At 66.7% G+C, this 15,207-nt stretch carries 9 protein-coding genes; 7 read left to right on the top strand and 2 right to left on the bottom strand.

Going from position 1 to position 15,207, the window contains the following annotated elements; translation table 11 throughout:
• The 4 genes from ITI46_RS05240 to ITI46_RS34575 form a co-directional block, all read left to right on the top strand.
• Positions 1-3,273 (top strand): type I restriction endonuclease subunit R (locus tag ITI46_RS05240; RefSeq protein WP_247745497.1); only part of this gene is annotated, 3,273 nt, incomplete at its 5' end.
• 225 nt (positions 3,274-3,498) lie between these two features.
• Positions 3,499-3,684: a hypothetical protein gene (locus tag ITI46_RS05235; RefSeq protein WP_018100890.1), complete on the top strand. Its 186-nt coding sequence runs from the start codon at positions 3,499-3,501 to the stop codon at positions 3,682-3,684.
• Positions 3,681-5,087, top strand: a complete 1,407-nt coding sequence (locus ITI46_RS05230; protein WP_307808064.1) for an N-6 DNA methylase — start codon at positions 3,681-3,683, stop codon at positions 5,085-5,087. The genes ITI46_RS05235 and ITI46_RS05230 overlap by 4 nt, the downstream gene beginning before the upstream one ends.
• Positions 5,068-6,261, top strand: coding sequence for a restriction endonuclease subunit S domain-containing protein (locus tag ITI46_RS34575; protein ID WP_247745496.1), 1,194 nt, complete (start codon positions 5,068-5,070; stop codon positions 6,259-6,261). The genes ITI46_RS05230 and ITI46_RS34575 overlap by 20 nt, the downstream gene beginning before the upstream one ends.
• A 1,042-nt stretch (positions 6,262-7,303) precedes the next feature.
• Here ITI46_RS34575 and ITI46_RS05220 read toward each other — a convergent pair.
• Positions 7,304-9,178, bottom strand: a complete 1,875-nt coding sequence (locus ITI46_RS05220; RefSeq protein ID WP_209238188.1) for a DUF2075 domain-containing protein — start codon at positions 9,176-9,178, stop codon at positions 7,304-7,306.
• 1,412 nt (positions 9,179-10,590) lie between these two features.
• Entirely contained in the window at positions 10,591-11,784 is a 1,194-nt protein-coding gene (locus ITI46_RS05215) for a CdaR family transcriptional regulator (RefSeq protein ID WP_209238187.1), read from the bottom strand.
• A gap of 143 nt (positions 11,785-11,927) precedes the next feature.
• Between ITI46_RS05215 and ITI46_RS05210 the strand changes: the two genes are divergently transcribed.
• From ITI46_RS05210 to ITI46_RS05200, 3 genes are all read left to right on the top strand, one after another.
• Entirely contained in the window at positions 11,928-13,355 is a 1,428-nt protein-coding gene (locus ITI46_RS05210) for a sodium:solute symporter family protein (protein WP_209238186.1), read from the top strand.
• Positions 13,356-13,420: 65 nt separating this feature from the next.
• A complete protein-coding gene (locus ITI46_RS05205; RefSeq protein ID WP_209238185.1) occupies positions 13,421-13,558 on the top strand; it encodes a hypothetical protein in 138 nt (45 codons plus the stop codon).
• A 46-nt stretch (positions 13,559-13,604) separates the two neighbouring features.
• Positions 13,605-14,894, top strand: a complete 1,290-nt coding sequence (locus tag ITI46_RS05200; protein WP_209238184.1) for an NAD(P)/FAD-dependent oxidoreductase — start codon at positions 13,605-13,607, stop codon at positions 14,892-14,894.
• The last annotated feature ends 313 nt before the right edge of the window (positions 14,895-15,207 follow it).

Raw genomic sequence — 15,207 nt, 5'->3', positions numbered from 1 at the left:
ACCCCCGACAACTTCCGCCCCCTCGAAATCGACTGGGAGTTCCTCGCCCTCGAAGAGCTCGTGGAGCTCGACTGGCCGAAGGCCGAGGGCAATGAACTCGCCCCCGGTTCCGGGCACCGCCGTTCCTGGGACGACCTGATCCTCTACTCCGATCTCCGCGAGGCCATCGAGCGGCTCAACCCCGACCTCCCCCCGGAGGCCGTCCGCGAGGCCCTCGCGACCGCCGCGACCCCGATCTCCCAGGACACGTACGAGGAGAACCGGACCGCGCACGGCTACCTGACCGACGGCGTCCACTCCGTCACGTACACCGACGCGCTCGGCGCCGAGCACACGCCGACCGTCCGGATCGTCGACCTGGAGAACGCGGACGCAAACACGTACCGCGCGGTCCGCCAGGTGACCGTGATCAACGGTGAGCGCAACCGCCGCTTCGACCTCGTCCTGTACGTCAACGGTCTCCCGCTGGCCGTCATCGAGCTCAAGCGGGCCGGCGACCCGAACGCCACCCTCGCTGCCGCGCACACCCAGATCCAGCACTACGTCGAGGAGTTCCCGACCGTCTTCCGCTACAACGCGGTCGTGCTGCTCTCCGACGGGATCACCGCGAAGTACGGCACCCCCTTCACCCCGTACGAGCACTTCGCCCCGTGGAACACCGACGAGTTCGGCGCCCGCGTGGACACCGTGGACGCTGCCGCCGTCCACGCCGACGCCGATGCCGACGTCCCGACCGGCCAGGACCTGGCCCTGCACGGCCTGTTCACCCAGCCCCGCTTCCTCGCCCTCGTCCGGTCCTTCATCAACTTCGTGCCGGCCAAGCGCATGAAGCGGATCGCGAAGCCGCACCAGTACTTCGCGGTCACCCGCGCCGCCGACGCCGTACGCCGTGCCGCCGCGACCGACGGCAAGGCCGGCGTGGTCTGGCACACCCAGGGCTCGGGCAAGTCCGAGGAGATGGTGCTGACCACCAACCTCGTCATGCGCGACTCCGCCCTGCACAACCCCACCGTGGTGGTCGTCACCGACCGCACCGACCTCGACGACCAGCTGTTCGACACGTTCAAGGAGAGCGAGGTCCTCCCGGAACAGCCCCACCAGTTCCTCAACCGCGCCGCACTCCGCGAAGAGCTCGCCGCCAAGCGCACCGGCGGAATCCTCTTCACCACCCTGCAGAAGTTCGGCCGTACCAAGCAGGAGAAGGAATCCGGGACCGACCACCCGCTCCTCTCCGAGCGGCGCAACATCGTCGTCGTGGTTGACGAGGCCCACCGCAGCCACTACGACCATCTCGACGGCTACGCCCGCCACCTGCGCGACGCCCTCCCGCACGCCACGCTCCTAGCCTTCACCGGCACCCCGATCTCTGAGGCCGACCGCAACACCCGCGAGGTGTTCGGCGACTACATCGACACCTACGACCTCAAGCGGGCCGCCGACGACGGCGCGACCGTGAAGGTCTACCACGAGAGCCGCGTTGTCCAGCTTGCCCTCGACCGCGACGTCGACCCCACCGCCATCGACACCGAGGCCGACCGCATCACCGACGGCCTGGACGACACCGAGCGCACCCGCGTCGAGCAGGCCGTCGCCACCATGAACGCCATGTACGGCGCCCCCGCCCGGATACGCGACCTGACCCAGGACCTGGTCGAACACTGGGAAGCACGCCGTGCGGCGATGCTGCCCTTCGTCGCGGACGCCGACGACGCACCCGGCGGCGCCCCCGGCAAGGCGATGCTCGTCTGCGCCACCCGCGAGATCTGCGTCCGCGTCTACGACGCCCTGCGCGAATTGCGCCCGGACTGGCACACGGACGACCACACCACCGGCGCCATGAAGATCGTCTACTCCTCGGACTCCCGCAAGGACTCCGACGAACTGCGCGCCCACGCCCTGCGCGACTCCCAGCGCAAGGCCGTCATCAACCGCGCCAAGGACCCCGAGGACGAACTCCAGCTCCTCATCGTCAACAACATGCTCCTGACCGGCTTCGACGCGCCGTCCATCCACACCATGTACCTGGACCGGCCGCTCCGCGGTGCCGGCCTGATGCAGGCCCTCGCCCGCGTCAACCGCCGCTTCCGCAAGAAGGAGGAAGGCCTCCTGGTCGGCTACGCCCCCCTCACCGAGAACCTCCAGAAGGCCATCGCCGAGTACTCCGCCGACGACCAGGCCGACCGGACCCTCGGCCAGGACATCGACCGAGCCCTGGACGAACTCCGCAACGAGTACGACATCCTCGACCAGATGCTCCTCGGCTGGAACTGGCGCGAACGCCTCTCCCGCCCCGACGCGAAGGCTTTCGTCAAGGCGGCCTACACCACGGCCGAGTACCTCCGCAGCCCCGCCACCCCGGGCAACAACCCCGACCAGCTCGACGACCCGAACCAGACCCGGAGCCGCCGCTTCCGCGAACACGGCTACCGCCTGGAACGCTTCTTCGCCCTGGCCGGCTCATCCGCCGACATCTCTTCCCGGTTCACCGACCAGCCGTACTGGAAGCGCGACATCCAGTTCCTCGTCGAGGTCCGTACGTATATGGCGAAGCTCGACGCCATGGACCGCGAAGCCCAGGGCCTGCCCGTCGCCCGCGACGTCGCCCTCTACCTCTCCCAGCTCACCTCCGCCGTCGTGGAGACCGGCGGCGTCACCGACCTCTTCTCCGAGGCCGGACTGGACAAGGCCGACCTCACCCACCTCAACGACGCCCTCGTCGGCCGCCTGCAGAACAGCGAAACCCCACACCTGGCCGCCGAAGCCCTGCGCCGCCTCGTCGAGCAGAAGATGCGCGAGCAGACCCGGCACAACATCGTCCGCCAGATCGCTTTCTCACAGCGCCTTCAGGACCTGATGACCCGCTACATGCGTCAGCAGCTCACCAGCGCCGAGATCATCGCCCAGCTGGTGGAACTGGCCAAGACGGTCGCGGAGGACGCCCGGCGAGGCGAGAAGTTCACCCCGCCGCTGGGCGACGACGAACTCGCCTTCTACGACGCGGTCGCCGACCTCGGCAGTGCTCGCGACCTCATGGGCGACGAGATCCTCTCCGGCATCGCCCGGGACCTCGTGGTCCAGGTCCGCAAGAACCTCAAGAAGGACTGGATCGCCCGCGAACCGGTCCGGGCCAGGCTCCGCGCCACCATCAGGCGCCTCCTGGCCCGCCACGGCTACCCGCCGGAGCAGTCCAAGGAAGCGATCGACCTGGTGATCCGCCAGATGGAACACTTCGCCGACAAGTGGTCCCAGGACGGCTCGGCCGCCGACGCATAGCCCTCGCTCATCTTGCTTCTGGCCCCGGCAAGCGTCTGCTTGCCGGGGCGGTCGTCTGCCCGACCGGATGTCCTTCGTGGGGTCGGCAGGGGCTGCGCCCGACCGCCTTATGGCAAAAGCAAATTCCCGTGCTGCGAGACGTGAGGTGCGTCAGGCCACTACTTTCAAGTCCGCGGAACGAACCGCAGAACTGCTAACTGCTGGTGGAACCGAGGGAGTTGTGGCATGTCGCAGCGAGCGCTGCTGTTGGTGGTGGTCGTCCTGGCGTCCGTGGTGGTGGGGCTCGTGGCCGGCATCCTCGATTTCGTGGGCGCGGGAGAGGTCGTCACGGCCATCCAGAACGGTGGTGCCGCCTGCGGAGCCGCTGTTCTCATCGGGCTGGCGGTCGTCTCCTGGCTGAGGTCGTCGTGACCCAGGAGGAATGGGCGAACGAAGAGGGGCGGCTGAAGTACCGGCGAGTGCTGCGGGCCGTCGAGAAGCTACGCAGCATCGCCGATGCTGCGACGACGTACCGGCTTGCCTTTCAAGTGGTCTACCTTCACTGCTGGTCCCGCCATGGATCACTGGCGGAGGTGGACCGGTTGTGGGGGCCGGGTTCGGAGTCAGCGGGGGCCAGGCTCGGCGCAGTGTGGCCGCGTACGCCCGTTGCTCGCGCCCACGGTCTTCCTGCGTATCGCGACGAAGGTGTGAGCCGTCCCTTCGAGCTCATCGACCCGGCCCTCCGTGAGCTGATCGCGGAGGTGCGACAGCTGGATCCGGACCCGAGGCTCCTTGACGTGCTCCTCGACACGTACTCGACACGCTATGCGCGTGGCGATGACTACTTCACGTCAAACGACCTGGCGTACCTCTTCGCGGGGCTGGCCGCTCCCCGAGGAGGCGAGATTGTTCGGGACCCGGTGTGCGGCAGCGGGCGACTGCTGCGCGCCGCCGCACACCGTGCTCGGGCACAGGGGGGTGAAGTGCGCTTGTCCGGTGCGGATATCAACCGGACGGCGCGTTATGCCGCAGCCGTCAACCTCGCCCTGCACGGATTCCTTGCCGACCTCGGCAAGGAAGGAGCTGACACCCTCAGGGCCGGCACTTCACCGATACCGGCCGACGTGATCGTCGCCAACCCTCCTGTGAACCAGCGGGACTGGGGGCACGGTGAACTGAAGGACGACTGGCGGTGGACCCTGGGGGTGCCACGTCCGGGTAACGCGAACTTCGCCTGGGTCCAGCACATCCTTGCCGATCTCACGCCACAAGGACGGGCCGTCGTTCTGCTGTCTTCCGGCGCGGCGCACAGCAGCAACAGCACCGACGGACTGATCCGCCGTGGGCTGCTGGAGAACGGTCTGGTCGTGGGCGTCGTGGCCTTGCCGACGTGGCTCTTTCCGCACGCCAGCGCGAGCACGGCGCTGTGGCTGCTGGCCAAAGGGGAGCGGCCGCACTCCGATCAGGTCTTGTTCGCGGATGCAGGGAAACTGCCAGCGGCGAAGGAGGGGCAGCGGCGCCACTTCGCAAAGGACTCGGCCGAACGCCTGCTGCAGATCTTCGGTGAATGGCAGGGACTTCGACGCCGTGAGGGCGAGGGGGACCCTGAATCCGTCCCATGGTGCCGTGCGGCGAGGTACGAGGAAATCGCTGAGGCGGGCTTCGATCTGACTCCCGCACGCTACGTACGGAACGGGGGCACCGCGCAGTTGCATTCAAGTGACGGAGACCGGAACCGGGAGGCCGAGCTGTATGAGTGCATGGATCGTAGCGCCGCAGCCAGGAACCGAGTCCGTGATGCCCTGGAGAGCAGGCATGACTACAGAATCGGATGATGTCCCCACTCCGTGGCCCGTCGTTGAGTTGCGTGAGTTCCCTGGGGTCGAGTACGCCGCCTACGGAATTGCGCGACAGCAGAAGGCATCCGGCGGAATCCCGATGATCCGCGCCACAGAGATCGTCGAGGGAGGTGTGCACGTCCAGGAGTTCACATTTGTGCCTCCCGATGTGGCCAGACGCCACCCACGCAGCACGCTGAGGTCTGGGGACCTCCTTGTCGTGCTCGTGGGGCGTGTGGGGGAGGCAGCAGTTGCAGGGGAGGAGCACGCAGGATGGAATGTCGGCAGGTCGCTCGCGGTCGTCCGCTGGACACCAGAGGGCCGCGCCCAACAATGGGATCTGTGGCTTCGATGGTGGCTGAAGACCTCGCAGAGCCAGAGCTATCTCACGCTGTCCTCGTCGAACGCCGAGCACATGACCTTGCCTCTGCAGGCACTCAACCGACTTCCCGTGCCAGTGCCTCCAGCGCCGGTGCGGGAGAGGCTGCTTTCGCTGATCTCGCTTGCTGAGCGCAAGAATGCGTTGAACACCCGGGTTGTGTCTTGCGCGACGGAACTAGCGGATGCGCATTTCATGGAGGCGCTGCAGACGTGCGGGCAAGGTCCCGCTACCGAGCGTGCAGTGGGCGAAGTGTGTCAGGTTACGGCTGGTGCGGCACAGTCTCTGCCGGACAGCGAGCAGTCGGCTATGCCGTGGGTGTCTCCCCGCGAAGTACTGAACTGCAAGACAGTACATCTGGGTGCAGTGACTTCACGCACCGTGGCGCAAGCGGAGGTTGTATGCCCGTCCGGCAGCCTCTTGATCGCGCCCCGTCCCGGGGAGGTGCGGACCGTGCTCACTACTACCCCGGTAGTGCCAGGTCGGCGGACGCTCGCGATTTACACAGAGTCCGAGGTCGATCGGATGTGGTTGTTGCACTCGCTGCGTTACTGGAGGCGGGAGTTGACGTCCGTTACGCAGGGTGAGCAGACCCGCGCGATGAGGCGCAAGGACTTTTCCCGTTACAAGATCCCCTGGCCGACCGATGCGGTGAGGCGGGACTTCGCCAGGCGTGCTGCTGCCCTGCACGACCTCGCCTACGCCTCCGCCAGGGAGCGACACGTGATGGAGGAGCTGGTGGTGCACGAGCTGGAGAAGGGGGGCCTGGCGCGTCTCACCTCGGCCAGCTGAATGCCGAGCTGATCCACGTTGCCCCTCTCTGGAGCACGGAATCCAACGCTCTGAACGAACGGCGCAGTACCGCGCGCACCGTTTCTCCGCTGGCGGTCCGAGGGAGCCCTGACCAGCCATGTTTGGGCGCCACCGGCAGGACTCGAACCTGCCGCCAAGCGCTTAGAAGGCGCCTGCTCCACTCGCTGAGCTATGCAGGCTGACCTGCGACAGCGCGGAAGCTTCTGACTATGCCCCGCCAAACCGGGGGTATACGGGATCTGTGGACGCTCGCGCCGGCCTCGAGGTCTGGACGTGCATTCTGGGCGGCGGCCAGGCGTCGGAGCTGGCCGCTGACGTCCGGGGAGACCGCGAGTGAGCGCGAGCGCTGTGCTGCTCTGCGAGGTTCGGTGCGGTGGCACGAGCCTGATGTGGCGCTCGTAGAAGTTCCGCAGACTTCAGGCGTGTGCGGGCGCTTCCGGGTAGCGTTGGCGATCTTCGGTGTTCTTGTACTTTGTCGCGCATCCCGTGCTGGGATGGTGCTGGGATGCGCCTGCATTTCCGCAGGTCACGGCCTTGTGGTGGAGTTCCGGTTCAACGTGTGAGTTGTTCGAGCGGGCGCCCTTTTACTTGCTTTGATGCAGGTCAGGCGGTTTCTCGCCTGCGGATGTGGTGGAGTTCCGCCAGAACATCCAATGGGGGTGGTTCCGGGCGGGGAGCTTGCGTTTGTGCAGGTCAGCGCTATGTGGCGGGATAGTTGAATCTGGTCGGGGTTTCCGGTTGCTGGATTTGCGCTGACTCGACCTGACGCCCAATCAGGAAATCGGTCGGCGCACGTTCGCCAAGAAACCGGCCAAGGCGTCTGCTGCACAGCCAAGCTCTTCACCCGGACGGCAGCCGCGAAGGGCATCGTCCCCAAGCGCATCTGGCCCGACCGCCCGCCGGCCAACGGCAAGGCCGAACGTTTCCCACCGCACCCCCTCGACGAGTGGGTCTACTTCAGCGGACCTACACCTCCAGCGATGAACGCACCGCAGCCTGATGCAGCGAGGCGAGGGAGGGGCTAAACGGCTTCAACGACCGGCGCCCCGATGAGTTCGCGCAGCTTGACCCGGGTACCGGGGTCGACGGAATAGACAACGGTGCCGACACTGCCGCGGGTCATAAGCACCTTGTAAGTGTTGAGGATCAGCTGCCGTACGTCAGAGTCCGAGGTGACCTTCCTGAGGGAAGGGTCCCTTGACGCCGTACGGTTGATGATCCATGCACCGTCGCGCCACACCAGGTCTGGCCCTAGGATTACGCCGCTCCAGTCGTACTCGAAGCCCTGCGCAGTGTAGATGCAGCCGACCTGACCGAAACCGGCTGGGTCGGTAGCCCATAGCGCGGCGGGCGGAGCGCCCATTACGGACCGGTCGCCCTTGACGCTCCAGGGACGAGCCCAGTCGCCGATCACTACATCCTTTGGCAGGGGCTCTCCCGGCTTGGCGTTCGACCACGGCCAGCAGAAGCCAGCCGTTATGCGCGCGCTGAAGCCGTGGGAACGCTGTTTGTTGAGGAACACTTCCAACTCCTGGGGAGAGTCGGCGGTTCGGAGTTCCATGAGCCCGTCACGTTCCCATGGTGCTGGTCCGTATTTCGGCGGGTCGAGTAGTTGCGTCACCCAACGTAGATATGCGTCACTGCCACCGCTCCGGAAGTTGCCGTCCAGAGGCACGACCCGGCAATTGATCCCCTTGGCCTCGGTAACTGTCCGGATCATCTCGATGGTTCCTAGCTCACCAGGACGTACAGCCTGGAGCTCGTCGAGCAGGAAGACGGAAACCCGCGCCGTATCGATGAGCTCCTCCACCTGCGGTCTTCCGGTGCGCTGAGAAGCCGGGGTGTAGCGATTCGCGGATGTTTCGCGGATGCGGTGTGCTTCATCGCAGATCAAGACATCAACACTGTTCCGCTCGGCGTTGATGAAGCTGTTGAAGAAAGTGAAGAGGCCCTGCACTTCGCGGCTGCGTGCGCCAGCCAGCTTACGCATGGCTCTCGTAAACGAAGCCGAGCCTGTGGCATGCAGCGCAGCGAGGCCACGCCGGTGGAACTCGCCGAGAAGAGCCAGCGCGATAGCGCTCTTGCCGGTCCCCGGGCCCCCTGTGACGATCACTACCTCTTTCTGGCCCGAACGCTGTGTTCTTCGGACCGCATGTAGTACTTGCTGGTAGGCGATGCGCTGCTCGTCGAGGAGCACGAATTGTTCTCGCTGGCGGACCTCATCGGCGGCGACCGCCATGAGCTGCTTCGAGGGGCGGATCTTCCCGGTGAGCAACTCGTCGGCCGCCGCTGCCCCCGCCTCGGGCGCCAGGTAGTCCGTCAGGAAGGCTATGAAGTCTCTGCTGCGCTCCGCGCTGAACAGTCTTCCGTGCGTGCTCTGCCTCCGTCTGTACAAGCCGGCGATGCCGAACTCGGTTGCGTTGTACAGATAGGCTGCACCCGATACCCGATCTGGGTGTTCAGCGAGCGCCTCGTTGAAAGACACCAGGTAGTCGCAATAGCGGCGGACCTGCTCGATCGGGTTGAGCACGGGTCGGGGGAACGAATCGACCCGGCACAGCAGTGATTCCTCGTCCTCCGGCTCCGCGCTGCTCCATTGCTTCAACTCAATGACGACGTATGAGGGCTGTCCGCTCTCCGGATGCACCCCGGCAAGTATCACATCGGCTCGCTTGGAAGTGCGCGGCAGCCCATACTCGATCATCATGTCGACCTTCCCGAGCCCGGCATGCAGCAGCACGCTGGAAAGAACCGGGATGCCCCGCTCCCAGAAGCGTGTCTCAGATACGCCGGGCTCGTAGCCGTACGCGTGGACGAATCGCTCATGCAAGAGAAATAGCAGCGAACCGTCGCGGGCATTGGCGGCCACTTCGTGTGCAGGTGCATGGAACAGCAAGGAGTGCCCCCAGGCGGCGTTCAGGGTCGTGGGCGAGTTCGGAGGGACTTCTGAGCTTCCACTTCGGGGGGAGTGCGTCCGGATGAAGCTGTCAGAAGACCTGCTCAACCTTATCTCCGTAAGTGCTTCCACTTTGCTCGCCGGGAGGCCGTATGCACAGCGTGCTTCGGCAGCCAGGGTGAGACTGGGTACAGCGATTTACTTTCGTCGCCACCACGATGTCAGGAGGTGGCGGAAGATCCTGGCGAGTTCTCGGATGATCTCGGGGCGGTCGGCGGAGCGGCTGCCCCGAAGAGCCGCATTGACGATCCGGCACGTGGTGACACAGATGGCCACGCAGCAAGTGACCAGCGTGAGGGCGGTGATGGAGGCAGCAATGAAAAGGGGGTCGGAGAGCAAGGCAGTCCTTTCGGCGCTGCGCCGAACCCAGACTAGGCGCGTGGCCAGGCTCGTCGCAGCCCATCAGTGGGCGGTCTGAGCGTTAGACCGTGCGGTCGGAACTGGCCGACGACGCCGTGGAGACTGCCCAGTCCCAGCGTGCTGTGCGGTGCGGCACGGGGGAGTCCGTCGCTGCTTGGCGACAGCGGAACGCGCGGAAAGGCATGGAAAAGCTCCGATGGCTGTTGAGGACGTGTCTACAGGAGTAGAAGTCCGATGTTTGCCAGTTGGGGCTGGACTATACATGAGAAACGTCGCTGAATGACAGCGAGTTGGGCCACGAAGCCCCATCCGTTCCGCCCAGAGCGCGCAGCCCCTCACGTGCCCGCGACGAAGAGCACGATCAGTTCTGTGTGGAGGTTGTCGCTGGACCTGCTGCACGTCGATCGACCTTCATCCTGGTGATCGCATTGCACATCGGGGATGGTGCCCGCCAGAGGCGAAGATCCGGCACTTGAAGTGGAGAGCAACGTGGGGGCAGGAACATCGACACTTGACCGAGTGGCTCATGCGTATGCAACGGAGCTGGTCATGCGGGGCGCGCTACATGAACCGCCAGTGTGCTGGATCCGTGCAGGATGTGAGGTCGAGATACACCGTTTCCGCAGGTGACAGTGCTGCGGTCGACGTTCCGCTTCAACGTGTGAGTTGTTGGGGCGGGCGCCCTTTTACTTGCTTTGATGCAGGTCGGGCGGTTTCTCGCCTGCGGATGTGGTTGGAGTTCCTCCGGGACATCAAAACAAGGGTGGTTCGGGGCGTGCGACTTGCGTTTGTGCAGGTCAGCGCTGTGCGGCGGGATGGTTGAATCCGGTCGGGGATTCCGGTTGGTGGATTTGCGCTGGTTGATTTTGATGGGCCGTCACCCAGGGCGTGGTCGGCGGCACTCTGCTGTCGGCAGCGGAACGCACAGGTCGAGCAGGGCCGGTCCCGTCAGGACCGGTCCCGCTCGCCGTTGTTGGCCGCCGGCCGGGGGGTCAGCCCTGGTCGGCGGGTGGCGCCATCTCGTCGATCAGGCAGGCCAGATACAGGGCCAGGTAGTACTGGTGGTGGCGGGTGGGCCGGCCGGTGATCCGGGCGATCTTCTCCAGCCGGTAGACCAGCGTGTTGCGGTGGATGCGCAGAGCCTCCGCGGCCTGGACGAGGCGAAATCCGGTCTCGCACCAGGCGATCAGGGTCTCTCGCAGCGCCGGCCAGTCGTCCTGCCTCCGCAGCGGACCGGCGACAGTGGCCAGGAGGGTGTCACGGGCTCGGTGCCCTGCCGCCGAGAGCAGTTCGTACAGCCGGAAGTGCGAAATATGGTGCACGCGGCCGTCGGGTCCCTGGTGCAACCGCGCGGTGACCCTGCTCGGCAGTCCGGAGCCGAGCCGTACGGCGGTGAGAGCGCCCTGGCACGACTCGTGGATTCCGGCGACCGACGAGGCCGGGTCGCCGATGCCGATCCGCGCGTCGACGCCGTAGTGCGCGTGGAGGGCCTTGCGTGCGCGTGCGCCCAGGTCGAGGGCGGCGGCTGCCGTGTCCTGCGCAGGTGTGTTGCGGGGGATACGGTGCAGCACCACGAACCGCGCGTGGCCGGTGGCGCCGACGACGTCCTGGCTGTCGCGGAAGACTGTGCGCAGCAGCCGGACGACCTCCGAGTGGGGGCAGTCCGACGGCTGCTCGGCCTCTACTACTGCGGCGACCCGGGTGGATGTGAGGTCGAAGCCGAGCTCGCGGGCGGCCGTGACGAGGACCTCGGCCTCGACGACATCGGGGTCGTAGTGGACCAGGTCGCGCAGCAGGTCGGCGACCGCCTTCTCACGCACCATCTGGGAGCGCAGCACCTGTGCCTCGCGCAGGAGGATCTCGGTCTGCCGCCGCACCATCAGGCCGAACCTACGGACGGTCCTGGGCGCTCCGGTGATGCCGACGGTTCCCATGACGTCCCCGTCGAGCAGGAGCGGCAGGGTGACCCCCGGTTTGACGCCCGTGAGCCGGCCGGCCTGCTCGGCGCCGTGCGTGGCGGGGGCGAGTGTCCGGATGACGTCCATCGAGGCCTCGTGGAACGTGCCGACGCGGGTGGGGTCACCGCTGCCGATGATGATGCCGTCCTGGTCCGTCACCACGACGTTGAAACCGATGATCTCGCTTGTCTCGCGGGCGATCTCCTGGGCGAGGGGTTGACTGAGCACGGCTGCCTCCGCGGATGCGTCCTGTACGGAACATACAGACGGGGCGCGGAAATGGCTATGCGGGCTGGGCAGAAGAAACAATGACTTTTCGGCCTTGCCGCGCCTAGCGTGAAGCACTTCACACCCCCGAAAAGGGAGGTCTCGTGTCACTACTCGACTGGGCGATGCTGGCCGTATATTTCGCGCTCCTGATCATCATCGGTGTGCAGACGATCCGACGCGTCAAGACGACCGACGATTTCGCCGTGGCGGGAAACAGAATCATCTGGCCCGTCTTCTTCGGCAGCCTCGCGGCAGCTTTCCTCGGTGGCGGCGCTTCACTCGGCAACTCCGGAGCCGTGTTCCGCGACGGCTACGCCTATATGTTCGCCTTCTTCGCCTTCAGCGTGCAGACCGTGCTCGTCGGGCTGTTCGTCGCACCGCGGCTCAAGCGCTACATGGGTGCCCACACCGTCGGCGATGTCATGGAGCACCACTACGGCCGCGCCAGCAGGCTGCTCACCGGTCTGGTTTCGCTGGGCCTGTGCGCGGGGGTGCTCGGCGCCCAGGCGCTGGCCATCGGAACGATCGTCGACGCGACCCTCGGGCTGCCCCCGGTGCCGTCCATCGTCATCGGAATGGCGGTCGTCGTCCTGTACTCCAGCTTCGGCGGAGCCTGGGCGGTCGTCCAGACCGACATGCTCCAGTTCGTATTCCTGGGCGTCTTCATTCCCGTCACACTGCTTCTGGCGCTCGGCAAGGCGGGAGGTCCGGGCCATGTGCTCGCGGCGGTGCCGGACGCGCATCTGTCGCTCACCGGCGGCTGGACGATCGGCGCTTTCCTCGGTCTCTTTCTGGCTTTCCTGCTCGGCGAAACGCTGGTGCCGCCCTACGCACAGCGCGCGTTTTCGACTCCGGACGCCCGTAACGCCAGGCGCGGGATGGTGCTTGCCGGCATCTTCTCGTTCTTTTTCTTCTTCGTGACGGCCTCGATCGGCATCGTCGCCCGGGTGCTGTATCCCGGCATCAGTCCCGACCTGGTACTGCCGACCGTGGTGATGCGGCTGATCCCGGCCGGTCTGGTCGGCCTGGTGATCGCCGCGCTGCTCGCGGTCGTGATGTCCACCGCGAGTTCCTATCTGAATTCCATAGCGGTGATCTTCGTCAAGGACATCTACCAGCCGTTCATCAATCCCGAGGTGAGCGCGGCGCGGCGGGTCTGGCTGGAGCGGGCGCTCAGCGTCCTGGTCGGGGTGGTGGCCATCGCCTTCGCCGTGAGCGTTCCGTCGATCGTGGACGCGCTGCTGTACGCGTACGGCGTCTGGGCCCCGACGGTGATCATCCCGCTGCTGGCCGCCGTGCTGTTCAAGTCGCGCAACAAGGCCGCGGGGCTGGCGGCCATGGCGGCGGGCGGCACGGTGATGGCGGTGTGGACATGGGTGCTGGACGAGCCGTACGGCGTCACCGGGCTGGTCGCCGGCGTGACCACCAACCTGCTGGCCTTCGTCGTCACCTCGCTGCTCACAGGCGGGCGCCGCACACCTGAGGGCGAGCCGCCCGTACCGTCCGCCGCCGTCACCGCCGAGAACTAGCGCCCGTCCATGGATCGAGCCAGCACCAGACACCACCGGAAGCCAGCCAGCACTAGGGAGACGCCATGTCGGCCCTCTTCACCGCTCTCATGTACGCCGTACCGGCCGTAGTGATCGTTGTGACGGTCTACATCGGGTACCTCGGAGCCCGCTTCTACATCGACGAGGTCATCAAGAGCCCAGGCGACGGCTCCTCGTCCTGACCTGTTCGTCCTGACCCCCCCAGCGCGTGAGCCGGAAGGAATCTTTGTGCGAATCATCGTCATCGGAGGTGGCGTCATCGGCCTCTGCACCGCGCTCGCCCTGTCCCGCGAGGGCGCGGACGTCACCGTTCTCGGCCGCGGAGAGCCGGGCGGCGGAGCCTCGCTGTGCAACGCCGGATGGGTCGTTCCCGTCATGTCCGGGCCGCTCGCGGCGCCGGGCGTGGCCGGTGCGGCGGTTCGGCGGGCACTCGGTTCCGGTGCCTCGCTCGTCGTCCGCCCGAGGCCGTCGGCCGCTCTTTTGCGCTGGTGCCTGGGGTTCCTGCGCAGCTCGAACGCGGCCACGCACCGTGCGGGCCTGGCGGCGATGCTGGGCCTGGGGGCGCGTAGCTGCGAGCAGTACACCCAACTTCGGGACTCCGGAGTCGAGTTCGAGATCCACCCCCGCGGCCTGCTCTTCGTCGCCCGTACGCAGAAGGGCTTGCACGAGGCGGCCGAGCTGGTCGCGAGCGCCGAACGGGCCGGCTACCCCGGTTCCTACCGGCAGTATTCCGCCCAGGAAGCCCGCAGCGTGGAACCCGCGCTGGGGGAGGGGATCGTCGGCGCTGTCCACGCACAGGACGAACTCCACGTGCGCCCCGAGACCCTGGTCGCCGGGCTGCGTGCCGCCCTGAGGTCGAAGGGGGTCGAGATCCGGGAGCGGGCGGAGGTGCACGGCATCGTCTCCGACGGCTCCCGGGGCTGGTCGGTACGGGCAGGCAAGAGCACCGAGACCGCCGACCGCGTCGTCATCGCGGCAGGCACCTGGTCGCGGGAGTTGCTGCGGGGCCTCGGCGTCCGCGTACCGCTTCAAGGAGGGAAGGGCTACAGCATCACCTCGACAGGGGCCGGTACGGCACCGCGGCACCCGATGAAACTCATCGAGGCGAACATCGCGTGCAGCCCCTTCGACGCGGGTCTGCGCGTCTCTGGGATGTTCGAGCTGGGCGCCCGTGACGGCCGGGTCAACCCCCGGCTGATCCGGCGCATCCTGAGCGGCGCTACCCGGTATCTGCACGACTGGCAGCCGGAACAGGCAGGTCTCCGACTGGCGGGAATGCGCCCGTCGACGCCCGACGGGCTCCCGCTGATCGGCTCTGTCCCCGGCCGCGCAGGGGTGTATGTGGCGACCGGGCACGGGACGCTCGGCCTCACCCTTGCCCCGGCCACGGCCGCCGCGCTCGCACCACTCGTACTGCACGGCAGACTCGCCGACGAACTGACCCCCTTCGCCGTGGAACGGTTCGCCACCGGAGGCACCGCGGAGCGCGGCCGGCGAATGGCCGGTGAGCGTACTTGACCTGACCCCCGGTCGGGGACCAAACAGGCTCGTCCGGAGCCTCGCTGGGTCGGCCCTTGGTCATCAAACGTCCAGGCGAGCTCAAGTCATCGGCGTTCCGCCGGGCTTCGGGCGTGCCGTCAACGGCTGCTGGTTGTGCGCTGGTTAAATTTGACAGGGCGTCAGTTATGGGCGGGCGGTCGTCCCCGGAATCCGCCGTCATGAGCCCCCTGTCGACCGCGGTTTCCGCGCCCTGCCCGTCCCGGGCCCCTGTGGCCCCGTAGCCGTAGGTTCGCGCCCCCGGCAGGAGCCACAAACATGGCTGGTCTTGCCC

The sequence above is a fragment of the Streptomyces oryzae genome, assembly GCF_017676365.1.
GTDB classification, from domain to species: domain Bacteria; phylum Actinomycetota; class Actinomycetes; order Streptomycetales; family Streptomycetaceae; genus Streptomyces; species Streptomyces oryzae.
This window is presented reverse-complemented; position numbering and strand designations above follow the sequence as displayed.